At 71.7% G+C, this 18,353-nt stretch carries 13 protein-coding genes; 6 read left to right on the forward strand and 7 right to left on the reverse strand.

Going from position 1 to position 18,353, the window contains the following annotated elements:
- The first annotated feature begins 9 nt into the window (after window positions 1–9).
- Window positions 10–2,358: a RelA/SpoT family protein gene (locus VTA80_RS20075; RefSeq protein ID WP_407342830.1), complete on the forward strand. Its 2,349-nt coding sequence runs from the start codon at window positions 10–12 to the stop codon at window positions 2,356–2,358.
- Here VTA80_RS20075 and VTA80_RS20080 read toward each other — a convergent pair.
- The 3 genes from VTA80_RS20080 to VTA80_RS20090 form a co-directional block, all read right to left on the reverse strand.
- The gene (locus tag VTA80_RS20080) at window positions 2,295–2,930 is read right to left on the reverse strand and encodes a hypothetical protein (RefSeq protein ID WP_407342831.1); all 636 of its coding nucleotides are present in this window, start codon (window positions 2,928–2,930) and stop codon (window positions 2,295–2,297) included. The genes VTA80_RS20075 and VTA80_RS20080 overlap by 64 nt on opposite strands.
- A gap of 184 nt (window positions 2,931–3,114) precedes the next feature.
- On the reverse strand, window positions 3,115–4,890 hold the full coding sequence (locus VTA80_RS20085) for a DUF349 domain-containing protein (protein ID WP_407342832.1): 1,776 nt from the start codon (window positions 4,888–4,890) through the stop codon (window positions 3,115–3,117).
- The gene (locus VTA80_RS20090) at window positions 4,887–5,624 is read right to left on the reverse strand and encodes a peptidylprolyl isomerase (protein WP_407342833.1); all 738 of its coding nucleotides are present in this window, start codon (window positions 5,622–5,624) and stop codon (window positions 4,887–4,889) included. The genes VTA80_RS20085 and VTA80_RS20090 overlap by 4 nt, the downstream gene beginning before the upstream one ends.
- A gap of 162 nt (window positions 5,625–5,786) precedes the next feature.
- Between VTA80_RS20090 and VTA80_RS20095 the strand changes: the two genes are divergently transcribed.
- A complete protein-coding gene (locus tag VTA80_RS20095; RefSeq protein ID WP_407342834.1) occupies window positions 5,787–6,596 on the forward strand; it encodes an MBL fold metallo-hydrolase in 810 nt (269 codons plus the stop codon).
- A 6-nt stretch (window positions 6,597–6,602) separates the two neighbouring features.
- Entirely contained in the window at window positions 6,603–7,997 is a 1,395-nt protein-coding gene (gene hisS / locus VTA80_RS20100) for a histidine--tRNA ligase (RefSeq protein ID WP_407342835.1), read from the forward strand.
- Between the two features lie 31 nt (window positions 7,998–8,028).
- On the opposite strand, the gene VTA80_RS20105 is transcribed toward hisS, so the two are convergent.
- Window positions 8,029–8,586: a GNAT family N-acetyltransferase gene (locus VTA80_RS20105; RefSeq protein WP_407342836.1), complete on the reverse strand. Its 558-nt coding sequence runs from the start codon at window positions 8,584–8,586 to the stop codon at window positions 8,029–8,031.
- A gap of 50 nt (window positions 8,587–8,636) precedes the next feature.
- On the opposite strand from VTA80_RS20105, the gene VTA80_RS20110 reads away from it, so the two are divergent.
- Entirely contained in the window at window positions 8,637–10,475 is a 1,839-nt protein-coding gene (locus VTA80_RS20110) for an FAD-dependent oxidoreductase (RefSeq protein WP_407342837.1), read from the forward strand.
- Between the two features lie 136 nt (window positions 10,476–10,611).
- Window positions 10,612–12,411, forward strand: coding sequence for an aspartate--tRNA ligase (gene aspS / locus VTA80_RS20115; RefSeq protein WP_407342838.1), 1,800 nt, complete (start codon window positions 10,612–10,614; stop codon window positions 12,409–12,411).
- A 174-nt stretch (window positions 12,412–12,585) separates the two neighbouring features.
- Here the strand turns inward: aspS and VTA80_RS20120 are convergent, their stop codons facing one another.
- The 3 genes from VTA80_RS20120 to VTA80_RS20130 form a co-directional block, all read right to left on the reverse strand.
- On the reverse strand, window positions 12,586–13,239 hold the full coding sequence (locus tag VTA80_RS20120; protein WP_407342839.1) for an FMN reductase: 654 nt from the start codon (window positions 13,237–13,239) through the stop codon (window positions 12,586–12,588).
- Window positions 13,240–13,295: 56 nt separating this feature from the next.
- Window positions 13,296–14,483: an LLM class flavin-dependent oxidoreductase gene (locus VTA80_RS20125; RefSeq protein ID WP_407342840.1), complete on the reverse strand. Its 1,188-nt coding sequence runs from the start codon at window positions 14,481–14,483 to the stop codon at window positions 13,296–13,298.
- Between the two features lie 90 nt (window positions 14,484–14,573).
- A complete protein-coding gene (locus VTA80_RS20130; protein WP_407342841.1) occupies window positions 14,574–16,811 on the reverse strand; it encodes an MMPL family transporter in 2,238 nt (745 codons plus the stop codon).
- Between the two features lie 91 nt (window positions 16,812–16,902).
- On the opposite strand from VTA80_RS20130, the gene VTA80_RS20135 reads away from it, so the two are divergent.
- Complete coding sequence (locus VTA80_RS20135) at window positions 16,903–18,327, forward strand: replication-associated recombination protein A (RefSeq protein ID WP_407342842.1); 1,425 nt, start codon at window positions 16,903–16,905, stop codon at window positions 18,325–18,327.
- Window positions 18,328–18,353 lie beyond the last annotated feature (26 nt).

The raw sequence follows: 18,353 nt of genomic DNA on the forward strand, positions 1-18,353 counted from the left end.
GGAGGTCGAATGAGCGACAACACGCGGACGGCGGCGCAAGACGCCGAGCAGACGTCCGTCGCGCCCGCCGACGGCACTCCCACGGCGAGCCGGGTCAGGTCACGCCTGGTCCGGTTCGGCACGCGGAACAGCGGTACGACGCCGGCGCTCGAGCCGCTCATGCAGGCGATCCGGGCGAACTATCCGAAGGCCGACTTCGCCGCGATCGAGCAGGCCTACACGGTCGCCGAGCGCGCGCACCGCGGACAGCTGCGCAAGAGCGGCGACCCGTACATCACCCACCCGGTCGCCGTCGCCACCATCCTGGCCGAGCTCGGCATGACGACGCCGACGCTCGTCGCGGCGCTGCTGCACGACACCGTCGAAGACACCGACTACTCGCTGGAGCAGCTGCGTAAGGACTTCGGTCCCGAGGTCGCGATGCTGGTCGACGGCGTCACGAAGCTCGACAAGGTCACCTACGGCGACGCGGCACAAGCCGAGACCGTGCGCAAGATGGTCGTGGCGATGTCGCGGGACATCCGCGTCCTGGTGATCAAGCTCGCCGACCGCCTGCACAATGCGCGTACGTGGAAGTTCGTCGCCCCGGAGTCGGCCGAGCGCAAGGCGCGCGAGACGCTCGAGATCTACGCGCCGCTCGCCCACCGCCTCGGGATGAACACGATCAAGTGGGAGCTCGAAGATCTCTCCTTCATGACGCTGTACCCCAAGGTCTACGACGAGATCGTGCACCTCGTGACCGAGCGCGCACCGGCCCGCGAGGAGTACCTGGCGATCGTCCGCGACCAGGTCGGTGCCGACCTGCGCACGGCCAAGATCAAGGCGGTCGTGACCGGGCGGCCGAAGCACTACTACTCGATCTACCAGAAGATGATCGTGCGCGGCCGAGACTTCGCCGACATCTACGATCTGGTCGGGGTGCGTGTCCTGGTCGACTCGGTCCGTGACTGCTACGCGGCGCTCGGCGCGCTGCACGCGCGCTGGAACCCGGTCCCGGGCCGGTTCAAGGACTACATCGCGATGCCGAAGTTCAACCTCTACCAGTCGTTGCACACGACGGTGATCGGGCCCGGCGGCAAGCCGGTCGAGATCCAGATCCGCACGCACGACATGCACCGGCGCGCGGAGTACGGGGTCGCGGCGCACTGGAAGTACAAGGAGTCCTCGAAGCACGCCGGGGCCACGACCGACGCCGCGGGCAACGACATGGCCTGGCTGCGCCAGCTGGTCGACTGGCAGAAGGAGACCGCCGACCCCGGCGAGTTCCTCGACTCGCTGCGGTTCGAGATCGCCGGCGCCGAGGTCTACGTGTTCACGCCCAAGGGTGACGTGATGGCGCTGCCGGCTGGCTCCACGCCTGTCGACTTCGCGTACGCGGTGCACACCGAGGTCGGTCACCGCACCATGGGTGCGCGCGTCAACGGTCGCCTCGTCCCGCTCGACTCGACGCTCGACAACGGCGACGTCATCGAGGTCCTGACCTCGAAGTCGGAGACCGCGAGCCCGAGCCGGGACTGGCTCGTGTTCGTCAAGAGTCCCCGCGCGCGCAACAAGATCCGGCAGTGGTTCTCGAAGGAGCGCCGCGAGGAGGCCGTCGAGCACGGCAAGGACGCGCTCACCAAGGCGCTGCGCAAGCAGAACCTGCCGATCCAGCGGCTCCTGTCGCACGATTCGCTCGTCGCGCTCGCGCACGAGATGCGACGCCCGGACGTGTCGTCGTTGTACGCCGCGATCGGCGAGGGGCAGGTCTCAGCCGCCGTCGTCGTGCAGCGGCTGGTGCAGTCGATGGGCGTCGAGCCCGGCGACGAGGAAGACCTGGCCCAGCCCGACGGTCCGGGTCGGGCGAACCGCCGCGTGCGCACGGGTGATCCCGGCGTCGTGGTCAAGGGTGTCGACGACATCTGGGTCAAGCTCGCGCGTTGCTGCACCCCGGTGCCCGGCGACGAGATCATGGGCTTCGTGACACGTGGCTCCGGGGTGAGCGTGCACCGGACCGACTGCGTCAACGTCGAGGGCCTGCGTGCGCAGCCGGAGCGGCTCGTCGAGGTCGAATGGACCCAGGGCGGCACGTCGATGTTCCTCGTGCAAATCCAGGTCGAGGCGCTCGACCGGAGCCGGCTGCTGTCGGACGTGACGCGGGTGCTGTCCGACTCGCACGTCAACATCCTGTCCGCGAGCGTCTCCACGTCGCGCGACCGGGTCGCGATGTCGAAGTTCATCTTCGAGATGGCGGAGCCCGGGCACCTCGCCTCGGTGCTCGCGGCCGTGCGCAAGGTGGAGGGCGTCTTCGACGTCTACCGGCTCACGGGCTCGCGGGCCGACGTCGAGCACGTCGCGAGTGTGACGTCGTCGGACTGAGCCTCCAGCAGGCGTGCGAGGGCCGTGTGCGCCTCGTGCACACCGCGGTGGCCGGCTAGCGCGTCCAGTCGAGTCAGCGCACGCGCGGGGTCCAGGCCGGCGATCCGGACGAGGCGGTCCAGGATCCGGTGGGCCTCGATGTGATCCACCCAGCGCGCGACGTCGACAGCGGTGCGCTCGACGGTCGTCACGCGCAGGGCGCCCTCCACGACGACGTCGTCGGCCGGCAGCACGCACTCGTGCGGGACCCGCTGGGGGTGCGGGTCCGGTCGGCGCGCGTGGGGCGCGACGAGGACGTCGATCCGGGCCGGCCGGGGGCCGCCGGTGTGCACCCACGCGGCCGTTGCCCGCCCCACGACGCCTCGCCGGGGGACCAGCAGCTCCAGCGCCCCGGCCCGGATACTCGGCGTCTCGAGCCGGTCGGCGGGGATGGCGACATGCCCCCACACGTGCGTGGTGATGCCGTCGCGCAGCAGCGCCTGCCACAGGACGGGGCCGGTCTCCCGCAGGTCGAACCATTCGGGCACGACGAACGGGGGCTGCGACATCCAGGCCAGCGCCGTCCGCTCCATGGCGCCCAGCATCGCCGGAGCCGGGCCGGTGCCGCCCGGTGGGGACGGCCGCTGTGGACGACGCGTCGTCGTGAGTGCCCGGGGGTTGACACGACTTCTCGGGGGGAAACCACGACGCCCTGGGGTTCGCCATGCGGCGGCCCCCAGGGCGTGGTCTCAGGCGCAGGCCTGAGGTGATGCTCAATCAGGCGCGGTGGTCGTCCGCCGCGCGCTGGACCTGGGTGAGCCAGGCGCGGCGCGCATCGAGGGCGGTCTGCGCCTCCGCGACCTTGCGGTCGTTGCCGGCGGCCTTCGCCGCTGCCAGGTCGGACTCGAGCCCGGCGATCGCCGTCTCGAGCTGGGCCGCTGCACCCTCGGCCCGTGCCCGGGTCTCGGGGTTGCCGCGGGTCCAGACGGCCTGGTCGGCGTCGCGGATGGCGGTCTCGACGGCGCGAAGCCGCGCCTCGACCCGCTGCACGTCGCCGCGGGGCACCTTGCCGGCGGACTCCCAGCGTTCCTGGATGTCGCGCAGCGCCGTCTTGGCAGCTCCCAGGTCGGTCACCGGCAAGAGCTTCTCCGCCTGGGTCAGGAGCTTTTCCTTGACCTCGAGGTTGGCGGCGAACTCGGTGTCCGTGGCCGCGGTGGCGGCGTCACGCGCAGCGAAGAAGCTGTCCTGCGCGCCCCGGAACCGGGCCCAGAGCGCGTCGTCGTCCTTGCGGCTCGCGCGGCCGGCGGCCTTCCAGCGGGCCATCAGCTCGCGGTACGCCGCCGCAGTGGCGCCGAACTCGCCGCTCGTCGACAGTGCCTCCGCCTCGGCGACGAGCGCCTCCTTGGTGGCGCGAGCATCGGCGTTCTTGGTCTCGAGCTCGGCGAAGAAGTGACGCCGTTCCCGGTCGAAGCTCGTGCGCGCGTGGCTGAACCGCTTCCAGAGCGCTTCCTCCGTCGGGCGATCGATGCGTGGTCCGGAGCGCTGCGCTTCCTTCCACTGGTCGAGCAGGATGCGCAGCTGTTCGCCGGCCGGACGCCACTGGATGCGCTCGGGATCGGTCGCGGTGATCTTCTCGGCCTGCTCCACGATGTCGGTGCGCAGCGCCACAGCCTGTTCCTTGGCCGCGGCACGCTCGGCCTCGACGACGGCGCGGCGCTCGACCGCGATCACGCGGATCGCATCGAGCCGGGTGCGCAGGTCGTCCAGGTCGCCGACGGCGGCCGGTTCGGCCGTCTCCTCGGTGAGCTTGGCGAGCGTCTGGTCGATCTCCTTGACGGGCATGTCGGTGGCGCCGAGGCGCGCCTCGAACAGCACGACCTTCGCCTTGAGGTCGACGTACCGGCGGACGTAGAACGCGAGGGCCTCCTCGGCGCTCGCACCCGGGTACTGGCCGACGATGCGCTCACCCGCGGTCTCGCGGACGTGCACCGTGCCGTCCTCGTCGACGCGGCCGAACGCGGCTGCGGCAGCGGCCTCCGCGGCGTCGAGCGGCGGCGCGACCGGGGCTGCGACGACCGCCGGGGTGGTCCCGTCGGGCGTCGGGCTGTGCGGCGCGGGAGCCTGGGGGGCTCGCGGCATCGGGCGCGGCATCGGGCGGGGAACCGGACGCGGGGTCGGCGCCGTGGACGGCGTGGTCGCGCCGGGAGTCGCGGTCTCTGTGGCAGGGACGGGCTCAACAACGACGGGCTCGGCGACGACGGGCTCGACGACGACGGGCTCGCCGACAACCGGCTCAGCGACAACCGGCTCAGCGACAACCGGCTCGGCGACAACCGGCTCAGCGACTACCGGCTCGGGTGTGACCGGCTCCGGTGTGACCTGTTCGGCGACGGCGGGCTCGGCCGCAACGGGCTCGGCAGCGGCTGGCTCGGCGGGCACGTCGGCCTCTGGCTCGGCGACCTCTGTCACCGGGGCCTGGATCGGCTCGGTCGCGTCGATCGGCGCCGGGACGAGATCGTCGTCCGGTCCGGTGGCGGTGTTGTTCTCGGTCACTGGGTCTCAACTCCCTGGATGGTGACACTGGTGACCGGGGGGCCGTCGGCCCCACCGCCCTGTACCCCAGCGTCCGCGACTGCCTTGACGACGTCCAGGCCGGACGTCACTCGGCCAAATACGGTGTAGCCACCCGCTGAGTCAGCGGGAATGGTGGTGTCCTCGTAGACGAGGAAGAACTGGCTGCCCATCGAGCTGGCGTCGTTGCCGACGCGGGCCATGGCGATCGTGCCCGCCGGGTAGACGGAGTCTGCCGGGGCATTCTCGATCGGGCCGAAGCTGTAGCCCGGACCGCCGTCGCCCTTGCCGGTCGGGTCGCCGCACTGCAGCACCTTGATCCCGGTGGCCAAACGGTGGCACGGCGTGTTGTCGAAGTACCCTTGCTTCGCCAGGCTCACGAACGAGGCCACGGCCTGCGGCGCCGCAGCGCCGTCCAGCTCGACAGCGATGTCGCCGACGCTGGTCGAGATGGTCCCGGTCCACGTCCGCGCTTGCGCGGTCGACGGATCCGGGAGCGTGAAGGTGGCTTGTGTCGTCGGGAGCGCTGCGGGAGCGGCGGTGTCGTTGTTGCTGAGGGACACCGCGAGCGAGATCCCGAGCACGAGGACGGCGACCCCGAGGATCGCGCCGGCGATCGTGCGCTGCCGGCGCCGCTTGGCCTTCAGGGCCAGGTTCGCCTGGTAGTGCTCGTAGCGGCGTCGGGCGTTCTCGCGTTCGCGCTTGTTCGGGGACAACTGACCTCCTCGTGCCTCTCGGACGGACGATATCGCCGGTGGCGATGCCTGGGACCGGAGACAGTCTAGGCAACGCTGGAGGTGAACACGCTGCCTGGGGTCACAGTCCGGTATCGGCGGCGGTTCGCCGGGCGTACGCGCGCGGCTCGGTAGCCTGGCGCGATGGACGTCCTGACAGCTGTCGCACCCGTTTTCGGCACCAACTGCTACCTCGTCGTGGCGGACGACGGCGTCTCGTGCGTCGTGGTCGATGTCGGCGCCGGCATCGCACCCCGCGTGCGCGCCATCGTGGCCGAACGCGGGCTCCGGCCGGTCGCCGTCCTGGCGACCCACGGCCACGTCGACCACACCTGGGGCGCGGCGGAGGTGTCCGAGGCGTTCGCGGTCCCGCTGTACCTGCACGCGGCCGACGCCTACCGGCTCGCGGACCCGTTCGGTACGCTCGGCCTCGGCGGCGCGGGGCACGACTCCGCGGGTCCGCTCGCGCAGGCGCTGACCGCGGTCGGGCTGCCGCCCGGCGGGTACCAGACCCCGGCCCGGGTCGAGACGTTCGGGTCCGCGACGCGCGCGCCGGGCACGTCGTCGGGCACCTCGCTGGAGGGGACCACGCTCGAGCTGGACGGGCTGGAGTTCTCGGGGGCGCCGCTCGCCGTGCTGTACGCGCCGGGCCACACGGCCGGCGCGTCGCTGTTCCTGGTCGACGGCGTCCCGACGTCGGTCTCGGGTCTGTCGTTCGTGCCGGGGGAGGAGTCGCTGGTCGGCGGTGCCACCCGGACCGCCCTCACTGGCGACGTGCTGTTCGCGGGCTCGATCGGGCGCACCGACCTGCCGGGCGGCGACAACGCCGCGATGGGCCACACGCTGCGCGAGCTCGTGGCCGCGATCGACCCCGCCACGCTGCTGCTGCCGGGGCACGGGCCGGCCACGCGGATGGATCTCGAACTGAGGCGGAATCCCTACCTGGCAGGATGAGGCCCCATGGCCCGCCCTACCCCCCTGTCAGGATTTCCCGAGTGGCTGCCCAGCGGACGCACCGTTGAGCAGCACATCCTCGATGCGCTGCGGCGCACGTTCGAGCTGCACGGCTTCGCCGGGATCGAGACGCGTGCGGTCGAGCCGCTCGACCAGCTGCTGCGCAAGGGGGAGACCTCCAAGGAGGTCTACGTCCTGCGCCGACTGCAGGAGGAGGCGTCCGCGACGGCTGAGACGTCCGACTCGTCGCTCGGGCTGCACTTCGACCTCACGGTCCCGTTCGCGCGGTACGTGCTCGAGAACGCCGGGCACCTGGCGTTCCCGTTCAAGCGTTACCAGATCCAGAAGGTGTGGCGCGGGGAGCGGCCGCAGGACGGGCGGTTCCGCGAGTTCGTGCAGGCGGACATCGACGTCGTCGGCGCCGGTGAGCTGCCCTACCACTACGAGGTCGAGCTGCCGCTCGTGATCGCCGAGGCGCTCGGGTCGCTCGCCGCGATCGGCGTGCCGCCCGTGCGAATCCTGGTCAACAACCGCAAGGTCGCCGAGGGGTTCTACCGCGGCCTCGGGCTCGACGACATCGACGGGGTGCTGCGCGGCATCGACAAGCTCGACAAGATCGGGCCCGTGGCGGTCGCGGCGGCCCTCGTCGCCGACGCCGGCGCGTCGGCCGACCAGGCCGCAGCGTGCCTCGAGCTCGCGGCCATCTCGGGGTCGGACTCGACGGTGGTGGACCGGGTGCGCGCCCTCGCGGCGCAGCACGCCATCACCTCCGAGCTGCTCGAGACCGGGCTCGACGAGCTCGACGCGCTGATCACCGCGGCCGCCGAGCGTGCGCCCGGCGTCGTCGTGGCCGATCTGAAGATCGCCCGCGGGCTCGACTACTACACGGGTTCGGTGTACGAGACCGTGCTGGTCGGGCACGAGCAGCTCGGCTCGATCTGCTCGGGCGGGCGCTACGACACGCTCGCCTCGGACGGGGCGAAGACCTACCCGGGCGTCGGGCTGTCGATCGGGGTGTCGCGGCTCGTGTCGCGCCTGCTCGGCGCCGAGCTCGTTACGGTCTCCCGGTCGGTGCCCAGCGCCGTCGTCGTGGCGGTCACGACCGAGGACACCCGCGCGGTCTCCGACCGCATCGCGGCCGCCCTGCGCGCGCGGGGGATCCCCGTCGAGGTCGCGCCGACCGCTGCCAAGTTCGGCAAGCAGATCAAGTACGCCGACCGGCGTGGGGTCCCGTTCGTGTGGTTCCCGAGCTCGGACGCGTCCGTCGCGGCGGACGGCACGGTGGTGGCGGCGAAACCCGACCAGGTCAAGGACATCCGGTCCGGCGAGCAGGTCGAGGCCGACCCGGCGACCTGGGCGCCGCCGGCCGAGGACCTGTGGCCGCGGGTGCAGGCCGTCTAGAGCACAGAGGCATTGATGGGGGACTAGTCGACTAGTCTGTCGCGAGGACGGGTCGCTCGAAGACGAGCTCGAGCCCGTCCTCGTCGTCCCACTGCTCGCCCACCTGGACGAATCCGGCCCGGCGCACCAGCGCGAGCGACGCGGCGTTGGTCGGGGCGACGCTCGCCCGCACGGTCCGCACGGCGCTCTCGCGCGCGGCCTCCGCGAGCAGGGCGGTCACGATCGCGTGCCCGAAACCGCGCCCGCGCAGGTCGGGGACGACGGTGTAGCCGATCTCGATGCGGCCGTCGTCGTCGGGCGGGCCATGAAAGCCGGCGTGCCCGACGACGATCGGGGTGCTGGCTTCAGGGCCCGTGCCGGCTGGCAGGACGGCGACCGCCGCACGCACGAACCAGTGGGCCGAGCTCGGGTCTGCGTCGATCTGGTGCAGCCGCCAACGCCACAGCCAGCCCTGCGTCGCGAAGAACTCGGGCATCTCAGCCCCGACCAGGCGACCTGCCCCGGCCAGATCGAGCCGGTAGAGCGCGCGGAGCGCCTCGGCCGACAGCACCCGGAGCTCGATCGTGGGCGGCGGGCTGGGGAGGGTCATCGCGCCATCATGCCGGTGTGCCGCGTTGGGCCACCAGGAGCGGGGTTGGTGTGCCAACATGCCGGATGGTCGACGACGCCCCGCCCGCTGCCACGCCCGCTGATGTCCCGCCCGCTGATGTCCCGCCCGCGCCCGGGACGACCGGCACCGCCGACGACCTGCGCGACTACGACGTCGTGATCGTCGGCTCCGGGTTCGGCGGGTCGGTCGCGGCGCTGCGGCTGACCGAGAAGGGGTACCGCGTCGTGGTGCTCGAGGCCGGGCGGCGGTTCGCCGACCACGAGTTCGCCTCGTCGTGGCACCTGCGCACGTTCCTGTGGGCGCCCGCGCTCGGCTGCTACGGCATCCAACGCATCCACCTGCTCAAGGACTCGCTCATCCTGGCCGGGGCCGGGGTGGGGGGTGGTTCGCTCGTGTACGCCAACACCCTCTACCGTCCGCTGGAGCCGTTCTTCGCCGACCCGCAGTGGTCCCACATCACCGACTGGGCGTCCGAGCTCGCCCCGCACTACGACCAGGCCGCGCGCATGCTCGGGGTCGCGCCCAACCCGACGGTCACGCCGGCCGACCGGCTGATGCTGACGGTCGCGAACCGGATGGGGTGCGCCGACACGTTCAAGCTGGCCGACGTCGGGGTGCTGTTCGGTGCACCGGGCGTCGACGTGCCCGATCCCTTCTTCGGCGGCGTGGGGCCGGCCCGCACGGGGTGCACCGAGTGCGGTGAGTGCATGACGGGCTGCCGCGTCGGGGCCAAGAACACGATGACCAAGAACTACCTGCACCTCGCCGAGCGTGCCGGCGCGCGCGTGGTGCCGTTGACGACCGTGACGGAGCTGGTGCCGCGGGCCGGGGGCGGGTGGACCGTGGTGTCGCGCGGGACCGGGCCCGGCGGTCGCCGGAGCCGGACCGTGTGGGGCGCGGACCAGGTCGTCGTCGCCGCGGGCACCTACGGCACCCAGACGCTGCTGCACCGGATGCGTGCCTCGGGGCGGCTGCCGCGGATCTCGCCCCGGCTCGGCGAGCTCACTCGGACCAACTCGGAGGCTCTGCTGGGGGCGAGCGCTCCCCGGTTCGACCCGGCGCGCGACCTGAGCCGGGGCGTGGCGATCAGCTCGTCGTTCTACCCGAACCCCACCACGCACATCGAGCCCGTGCGGTACGGCAAGGGCTCCAACGCGATGGCGCTGCTGCAGACGGTCCTCACGGTCGGCGCGCCGCTGTCGGTGCGGTGGCGATCGATCGCGGCCGAGTACGGGCGTGAGCTTCGTCGTCGGCCACTGGCGACCGTGCGGGCGCTCGCACCGTACCGGTGGAGCGAGCGCACCACCATCGCGCTCGTGATGCAGTCGCTCGACAACTCGCTCACGACCTCGCTCGCCGGGGTGGCTCCGAAGTGGGCGCGGGTCCTGCCCGCCCGGCTGCGGCGACGGTCGCGGGCGGTCGGGGGACGTCTGACCAGCCGACAGGGTCGCGGCGACCCGAACCCGACCTGGATCCCGGACGGGCACCGCGCCGCTCGCCTCATGGCGGACGAGATCGACGGGGTCCCCGGTGGCAGCTGGGGGGACCTGCTCAACATGCCGATGACCGCGCACTTCATCGGCGGCTGCCCGATCGGGGTGACCTCTGACGACGGGGTGCTCGACCCGTACCAGCGCGTGCACGGCTACCCGACGCTGCACGTGCTCGACGGCGCCGCGATCACCGCGAACCTCGGGGTGAACCCGTCGCTCACCATCACCGCGCAGGCCGAGCGAGCCGTCTCGCTGTGGCCGAACGTGGGCGAGAGCGACCCGCGGCCCGCGCCCGGCGCCGGATACCAGCGCCTGGCGCCCGTGCGCCCGCACCGGCCGGTCGTGCCGCGCGGTGCGTCGGGCGAGCTGCGCTGAGGCGGGCGGCGTCGGGGCCACCACCTGGCGGGGTGGCTGGCGGCCGCCCGGGGCCGAGATGGGACCGCCAGGCGCCAGCGACTACGATCACGTGGGCGCTGGAACCGCGCTCACCACCCCCGGAAGGACTTCTTTCGTGCTTCGCACCCACATTGCCGGCTCGCTGCGAGCCGAGCACATCGGTCAGACCATCACGCTCGCGGGCTGGGTCGACCGGCGGCGCGATCACGGTGGGGTGGCGTTCATCGACCTGCGTGACGCCTCCGGGATCGCCCAGGTGGTCATCCGGGACGAGGCCGTCGCGCACGGTCTGCGCAACGAGTACGTGCTGCAGGTGACCGGCGTCGTCGGGCTTCGCCCCGAGGGTAACGAGAACCCGAACCTCGCGACGGGCGCCGTCGAGCTCGTGGCGCACGACGTCGTCGTGCTCAACGAGGCCGCCCCGCTGCCGTTCCAGGTGTCCGCGTCCTCCGACGAGGTCGTCGGCGAAGAGGTCCGCCTGAAGTACCGCTACCTCGACCTGCGCCGCCCTGCCCCGGCCGCCGCGCTCCGCCTGCGCGCCAAGGCGAACGCAGCCGCGCACCGCGTGCTGGATGCGCTCGACTTCGTCGAGATCGAGACGCCGACCCTGACCCGCTCGACGCCCGAGGGTGCGCGCGACTTCGTCGTGCCGGCCCGGCTGTCGCCCGGGTCCTGGTACGCGCTGCCCCAGTCGCCGCAGCTGTTCAAGCAGCTGCTCATGGTCGCCGGGATGGAGCGGTACTACCAGATCGCGCGCTGCTACCGCGACGAGGACTTCCGCGCTGACCGCCAGCCTGAGTTCACCCAGCTCGACGTCGAGATGAGCTTCGTCGAGCAGGACGACGTGATCGCCGTCGGCGAGGACGTGCTCGTGGCGCTGTGGGACCTGATCGGGTACACGATCCCGACGCCGATCCCGCGGATGACGTTCGCGGACGCGATGGCGCGGTTCGGCTCGGACAAGCCCGACCTGCGGTTCGGCCACGAGCTCACCGAGCTCACCAAGTTCTTCGCGAGCACGCCGTTCCGCGTGTTCCAGGCCCCGTACGTGGGCGCCGTCGTCATGCCTGGCGGGGCCTCGCAGCCGCGCCGCACGTTCGACGCGTGGCAGGACTGGGCCAAGCAGCGTGGCGCGCGCGGCCTGGCATACGTGACGATCGCCGAGGACGGCGAGCTCGGCGGCCCGGTCGCCAAGAACCTGTCCGACGCCGAGCGCGCCGGCCTGGTCGCGGCCGTGGGTGCGCAGCCCGGCGACTGCGTGTTCTTCGCCGCCGGCAAGATCTCCGAGGCGCGCGCGCTGCTCGGCGCCGCCCGGCTGGAGATCGGCAAGCGCTGCGGGCTGATCGACTCCAGCCAGTGGGCGTTCGTGTGGATCGTCGACGCGCCGCTGTTCAAGCCCACCGGTGAGGACGACGACGTCGACCTCGGCCACGGGTCCTGGACCGCCGTGCACCACGCGTTCACGTCGCCGACGCCCGAGTGGCTCGAGACGTTCGAGCAGGACCCGGGCAACGCGCTCGCGTACGCCTACGACATCGTGTGCAACGGCAACGAGATCGGTGGCGGGTCGATCCGTATCCACCGCCGCGACGTCCAGCAGCGGGTGTTCGAGGTCATGGGGATCGGTGAGGCGGAGGCGCAGGAGAAGTTCGGCTTCCTGCTCGACGCGTTCGGGTTCGGCGCGCCGCCGCACGGCGGGATCGCGCTCGGCTGGGACCGGATCCTCACGCTGCTGACCGGCTCGGAGTCGATCCGCGACGTCATCGCGTTCCCGAAGTCGGGCGGCGGGTTCGACCCGTTGACCGGGGCGCCGGCGCCGATCACGATCGAGCAGCGCCGCGAGGCCGGCGTCGACTTCGTGCCGAAGGTCAAGGTCGCCGCGGCGCCTGCTGCTGCGGTCGTCCCGGAGGCCTGACCCGGCGGATCTTCGCGGTCGCGTTTTGCTCCGTGCCGATCCGTCGGCGCGGAGCAGGTGACCAGTGGTGCGTGAGGGGCTCGGATGGCGCTGTTGCGCGTCATACGGGCCCCTCTGTGCACCTGCTCCGCGCAGGCGGGACGGCGCATGCCCCTCTGGGCGCGCCGCGAGGGGTCAGGCCTGGCCCAGCAGGTCGGTGAAGGACGGTGCGTCGGCAAACGGGTCCGGCGGGGTGGCGTGCGGCTGGGCCGCCGCCATCTCGGCCAGCTCGCGGCCGGCCCGCAGGATCCGGCTGTGCAGCGCGTTGCGTTCGGCTGCCGCGCTGCCGCCACGGTCCGGGGCCGGACCCCCAGGCGGGCCGGCCCAGTCGTCGGTCGAGGCGAACACCGAGGTGCGGGCGACGTCCGCATGCAGGTACGTGAACAGCGGCCGCATCGAGTACTCGAGCGCGAGCGAGTGGCGCGGGGTCCCACCGGTGGCCCCGAGCAGCACGGGCATCCCGGTGAGCGCCTCCCGGTCGAGGATGTCGACGAAGGTCTTGAACAAGCCCGAGTACGTGGTCGCGAACACGGGGGAGACGGCGATGAGGCCGTCCGCACCGGTCACCGCGGCCAGCACGGTACGCAGGTCACCGCTCGGGAAGCCGGTCAGCAGGTTGTTGATGAGCTCGTGGGCGACGTCCCGCAGCTCGAACGTCTCGACGCTCGCGCTCAGGCCGCGCGCTGCGAGCTCGGCGACGGTGGCCTCGGCCAGCCGGTCGGCCAGCATCCTGGTCGACGACGGCTGGTTCAGGCCGGCGGAGATCACGGCGATCGTGCGGTTACTCATGGGGTTCCTTCGCGCTCGGTCGATCGGTCCATCGGAGGTTTGATGCGGTTCGTCGGTCAGGGTCGTCCGGGTGCGGCGGGGGCACGCCGGGCGGCGTCGTCGTCCTCGGCGGCGCGACCTGTCCAACGGTCCCCGCCCGCGTGCAGCGGGTCCGGTGCGGCGATACCGGCGGCGCGCTGCGCGGCCACCATCGAGGCGTGGGTGGGAGCGTCGGGCACGTGCGCGGGCCGTCGGGCCGCCATCTCCTTGCGCAGGACGGGTACCACCTCGCCGCCGAGCAGGTCGAGCTGCTCCAGGACGGTCTTGAGCGGGAGCCCCGCGTGGTCCATGAGGAAGATCTGGCGCTGGTAGTCGCCGACCTCGTCGCGCATGGACGCGTACCGGTCGATGATCTCCTGCGGGCTGCCGACCGTGAGCGGTGTCTGCGCGGTGAACTCCTCGAGGGAGGGGCCGTGCCCGTAGACCGGCGCGTTGTCGAAGTAGGGGCGGAACTCCTTCACCGCGGCCTGCGAGCTGGGGCGGATGAAGACCTGGCCACCGAGGCCCACGATCGCCTGGTCAGCGCTGCCGTGGCCGTAGTGCTCGAACCGGCGGCGGTAGTACTGGACCATCTTCTTCGTGTGCTCGATCGGCCAGAAGATGTTGTTGTGGAAGAACCCGTCGCCGTAGTAGGCGGCCTGCTCGGCGATCTCGGGGCTGCGGATCGAGCCGTGCCAGACGAACGGTGCGACGCCGTCGAGCGGGCGCGGCGTGGAGGTGAAGCCCTCGAGCGGCGTACGGAACTTGCCGTGCCAGTTCACGACCTCGTGGTCCCACAGCTGGCGCAGCAGCGCGTAGTTCTCGATGGCGAGCGGGAGCCCGGTGCGGATGTCCTTGCCGAACCACGGGTACACCGGGCCGGTGTTGCCCCGGCCCATCATCAGGTCGACGCGGCCGTCGGCCAGCACCTGGAGCATCGCGTAGTCCTCGGCGATCTTGACCGGGTCGTTGGTCGTGATCAGGGTGGTCGCGGTCGACAGCAGGATGCGGTCCGTCTTGGCGGCGATGTAGCCGAGCAGGGTCGTGGGGGATGACGGCACGAACGGCGGGTTGTGGTGCTCGCCGGACGCGAAGACGTCGAGCCCGACCTCCTCGGCCTTGCGTGCGATCGTCACCATGGCCTTGATGCGCTCGACCTCGGTGGGAGTGCGGCCGGTGGTGGGATCGGTGGTCACGTCCCCGACGGAGAAGATGCCGAACTGCATGTCGCGCTCCTTCGATAGATCCATGCATCTGCATGTACATCGAGAAGAACGGTCGGGGCCGGGCGAGTATTCCGCCCGGCTGCGCGCGTATCAGTGCGTGATCGCGAGCCGGGCGTAGATGCGCTTCATGAAGGCGGGCGCCCACCAGTTCCACTTGCCGAGCAGCGTCATCGTCGCGGGCACGAGCAGGAGCCGCACGAGGGTGGCATCGATGAGGACGGCGACGGCGAGCGAGAACCCGACCTCCTTGATCACGAGCAGCTTGCCGAACACGAACCCGGTGAAGACCACGACGATGATCGCCGCTGCCGACGTGATGATCCGGCCGGACCGCTGCAGACCGAGGCGCACCGAGTCGTTGTTCGAGTAGCCGGCGTCGTGCAGCTCCTTGATCCGCGAGAGCAGGAACACCTCGTAGTCCATCGCGAGCCCGAACGCGAACGCGATCACGAGCGCCACGACGTAGGTCTCGATCCCGCCGGTCGAGATGAACCCGAGGAACCCGGACAGGTGGGCGTCCTGGAACACCCAGACCAGCACACCCAGCGACGCGGCGAGCGAGAGCACGTTCGTGATCAGCGCCTTGATCGGGATGATGACCGATCCGGTCATGAGGAACAGCAGCACGAACGTCGCCAGGATCACGATCCCGGCGGCCCACGGCGCGCGGTCGACGAGCGCATTGGTGAAGTCGATCTGACCGGCGGCCTGTCCGCCGACGAGCGTCGGGAACCCCGGGTCGAGCGAACGCACGTCGAGGACGACGTCGCGCGCCACCTTGCTCCCGGCGTCCTTCGTGTCCGGGCGCACGCCGATCAGCACGTCGGACCCGAGTGGGATCGGTGTCTCGACCGACGCGACGTTGTCGAGCCCGGCGAGCTCCTTGGACCAGGCGGTCGCCTTCTCGAGCGACGTCTGCGCGACCACGACGACCGCGGGCGAGGTCGCCGCGGGGTAGTTCCTTGCGAGCTCACCGATGTAGTCGCGCTGGACGCTGCCGGCCGGCAGCAGCTCGACCGTGGAGTTGCGCAGCTCCATGTGCGTGAGCGGCACGGCGAGCACCCCGAGCACGACGAGCACCCCGCCCAGCACCCACCACGGTCGGCGCTGGACCCGGGCGGCGAGCGCGGAGAAGATGCCCTCCTCGCTCTGGACGTCGGCGGTCCGTGCCAGGACCGTCCGCAGCCCGGGGATCCGGCTGATGATCCCGGGCTGGATGAGCCGGCGGCCGAACACCGCGAGCATGGCGGGCACGAGCGTGAGCGCGGTGCCGATGGCGATGAGGATCACCGCGACGCTCGCCAGGCCGAACGAGCGCAGGATCTGGGGCTCGAACACCAGCAGCCCGGAGATGGCGATCGCGACGGTCAGCGCGGAGAACGCGACGGTCCGCCCCGCGGTTCCCATCGTGCGCATCAGGGCCTCGGTGACCTCGCGGTCGCCGCGGCGCCGAGCGCGCTCGTGGACCACGACATCGCCGTCGACCAGCTTGTGCAGCTCCTCGCGGAACCTCGAGACGATCAGCAGCCCGTAGTCGATCGACAGGCCCAGCCCGAGGATCGTGACGATGTTGACGACCGAGGACTCGAGGTCCATGAAGTACGAGAACCCGAGCAGCACGCCCAGCCCGCCTCCGATCGACGCGATCGCGCCCACCATCGGGATCGACGCGGCGAGGAAGCCGCCGAAGACGAACACCATCACGAGCAGCGCGATCGGCAGCGCGATCGCCTCACCGGTCGTGAGGTCCTTCTCGACCTGGCCGGTGATGGTGTCCACGATCAGCGACTCGCCACCGACGATCCCGGTCGCGTCGGGCGCCACCGTGGCAAGGTCCGCGGGGATCTCGCCCAGGCGCTGCTCGACCTCGGCCAGCGCGGTCGCCTGCGCGTCCTTCTCGAGGGTGGGGTCGAGCTCGACGATGACCAGGAACCCGTTGCCGTCGGTCGCGATCAGGGGTGCGGCGGCGGGGTTGGCCGGGCCATCAGGGAGCACGAGCGGGTCGATCACCGTCGTGACGCCGGGGATCGCGGCGAGGTCCTTGTGCGCCGGGGCCATCGCCTCGGTGACGCCGGTCGCACCTGGCGGCACGCCGTCGAGCACGAGGGTGAGCTGAGCACCCTTGATCGACGCGTCGCTCACGAGCTGGCTCGCGACCTGGCTGTCGGAGCCGGGCACGTTGGGCTCGCCTGTGGTCAGACGGTCGAACAGGTTCTGCCCCGTGACCCCGAAGATCGCGAGGCCGAAGCCGAGCGTGGTCAACAAGATCCACACACCGATCGTGCGGCGGGGATGGCGGGCTATGCGACGACCGAGGCTTTCGAACACGCGGACGATCATCTCAGGTGCACGGCTCCGGGTGCCATCGAAGCGCCGCGGCAGGTCGGGTGAGACTCCCCAGCGTGCGTACGCTCGGCGCATGGATCTGTTCGACGCCGCCACCACCACCGCGGACGGACTGCCGTCCGTGGCCCTCAACGCCCCGCTCGCCGTCCGGATGCGACCCGCCACCCTGGCCGAGGTCGCAGGCCAGGATCACCTCCTGGTCGCGGGCGCCCCGCTGCGCCGTCTGGTCGAGCCCGACGACGGCTCGCGACGCGCGGCACCCACCTCGATCGTGCTCTGGGGTCCCCCGGGAACGGGCAAGACGACGCTGGCCTACCTGATCGCGGCGACGTCGGGCCGCCGGTTCGTCGAGCTCTCGGCGGTGACCGCGGGCGTCAAGGACCTGCGCATCGTGATCGAGGATGCCCGACGGCGACTCGCGACCGGCGGCGGCGAGACCGTGCTGTTCATCGACGAGGTCCACCGCTTCACCAAGGCGCAGCAGGACGCGCTCCTGCCGAGCGTGGAGAATCGGTGGGTCACCCTCGTGGCCGCCACGACCGAGAACCCGAGCTTCTCGGTCATCTCGCCGCTGCTGTCCCGATCGCTGCTCCTCACGCTGCGCCCGCTCGAGACGGACGACGTCCGGGTGCTCGTGCACCGCGCGCTCACCGACGAGCGGGGCCTGGGCGGGGCGATCGTGCTCGACGACGCCGCCGAGGAGCACCTCCTGCGGCTCGCCGGGGGCGACGCGCGCAAGGCCCTGACGATCCTCGAGGCGGCGGCCGGGGCAGCGCTGTCCGACGGCGTGCCCGAGCCGGTCGGCACCGAGGTCGACGGTGGTGCGGCCGGCGGGGACGGCTCGAGCGAGCCGGGGCACGCCGTCGTCGTCGGGCTGGCGACGATGGAGCGGGCGATCGACGTCGCCGCCGTGCGCTACGACCGCGACGGGGACCAGCACTACGACGTGATCAGCGCGTTCATCAAGTCGATGCGCGGGTCGGACGTCGACGCGTCGCTGCACTACCTGGCGCGCATGATCTCGGCGGGGGAGGACCCGCGGTTCATCGCCCGGCGGATCGTGATCGCGGCCGCCGAGGAGGTCGGGATGGCCGACCCGAGCGCGCTGCAGACGGCGGTCGCGGCGGCCCAGGCGGTCGCGCTGATCGGGATGCCGGAGGCGCGGATCATCCTCGCGGAGGCGGTCGTGCACATCGCGACGGCGCCGAAGTCGAACGCGTCCTATCGCGGGATCGACGCCGCGATCGCGGACGTGCGGGCGGGGAAGATCGGCACGGTCCCGCCGCACCTGCGCGACGCGCACTACGCCGGCGCGAAGGGTCTGGGGCACGGGCAGGCGTACAAGTACGCGCACGACGAGCCGGCCGCCGTCGCCGCGCAGCAGTACCTCCCGGACCCCTTGGTGGGTACGCGGTACTACACGCCGAGCGACCGCGGCTTCGAACGTCAGGTCGCGGACCGTCTGGCCAAGATCCGCGCGATCCTCGACTCGAACTAGCCCGCCGATCGCTCTTCCGACCATCC

This window comes from Pengzhenrongella phosphoraccumulans (assembly GCF_045689905.1).
Classification (GTDB): domain Bacteria; phylum Actinomycetota; class Actinomycetes; order Actinomycetales; family Cellulomonadaceae; genus Pengzhenrongella; species Pengzhenrongella phosphoraccumulans.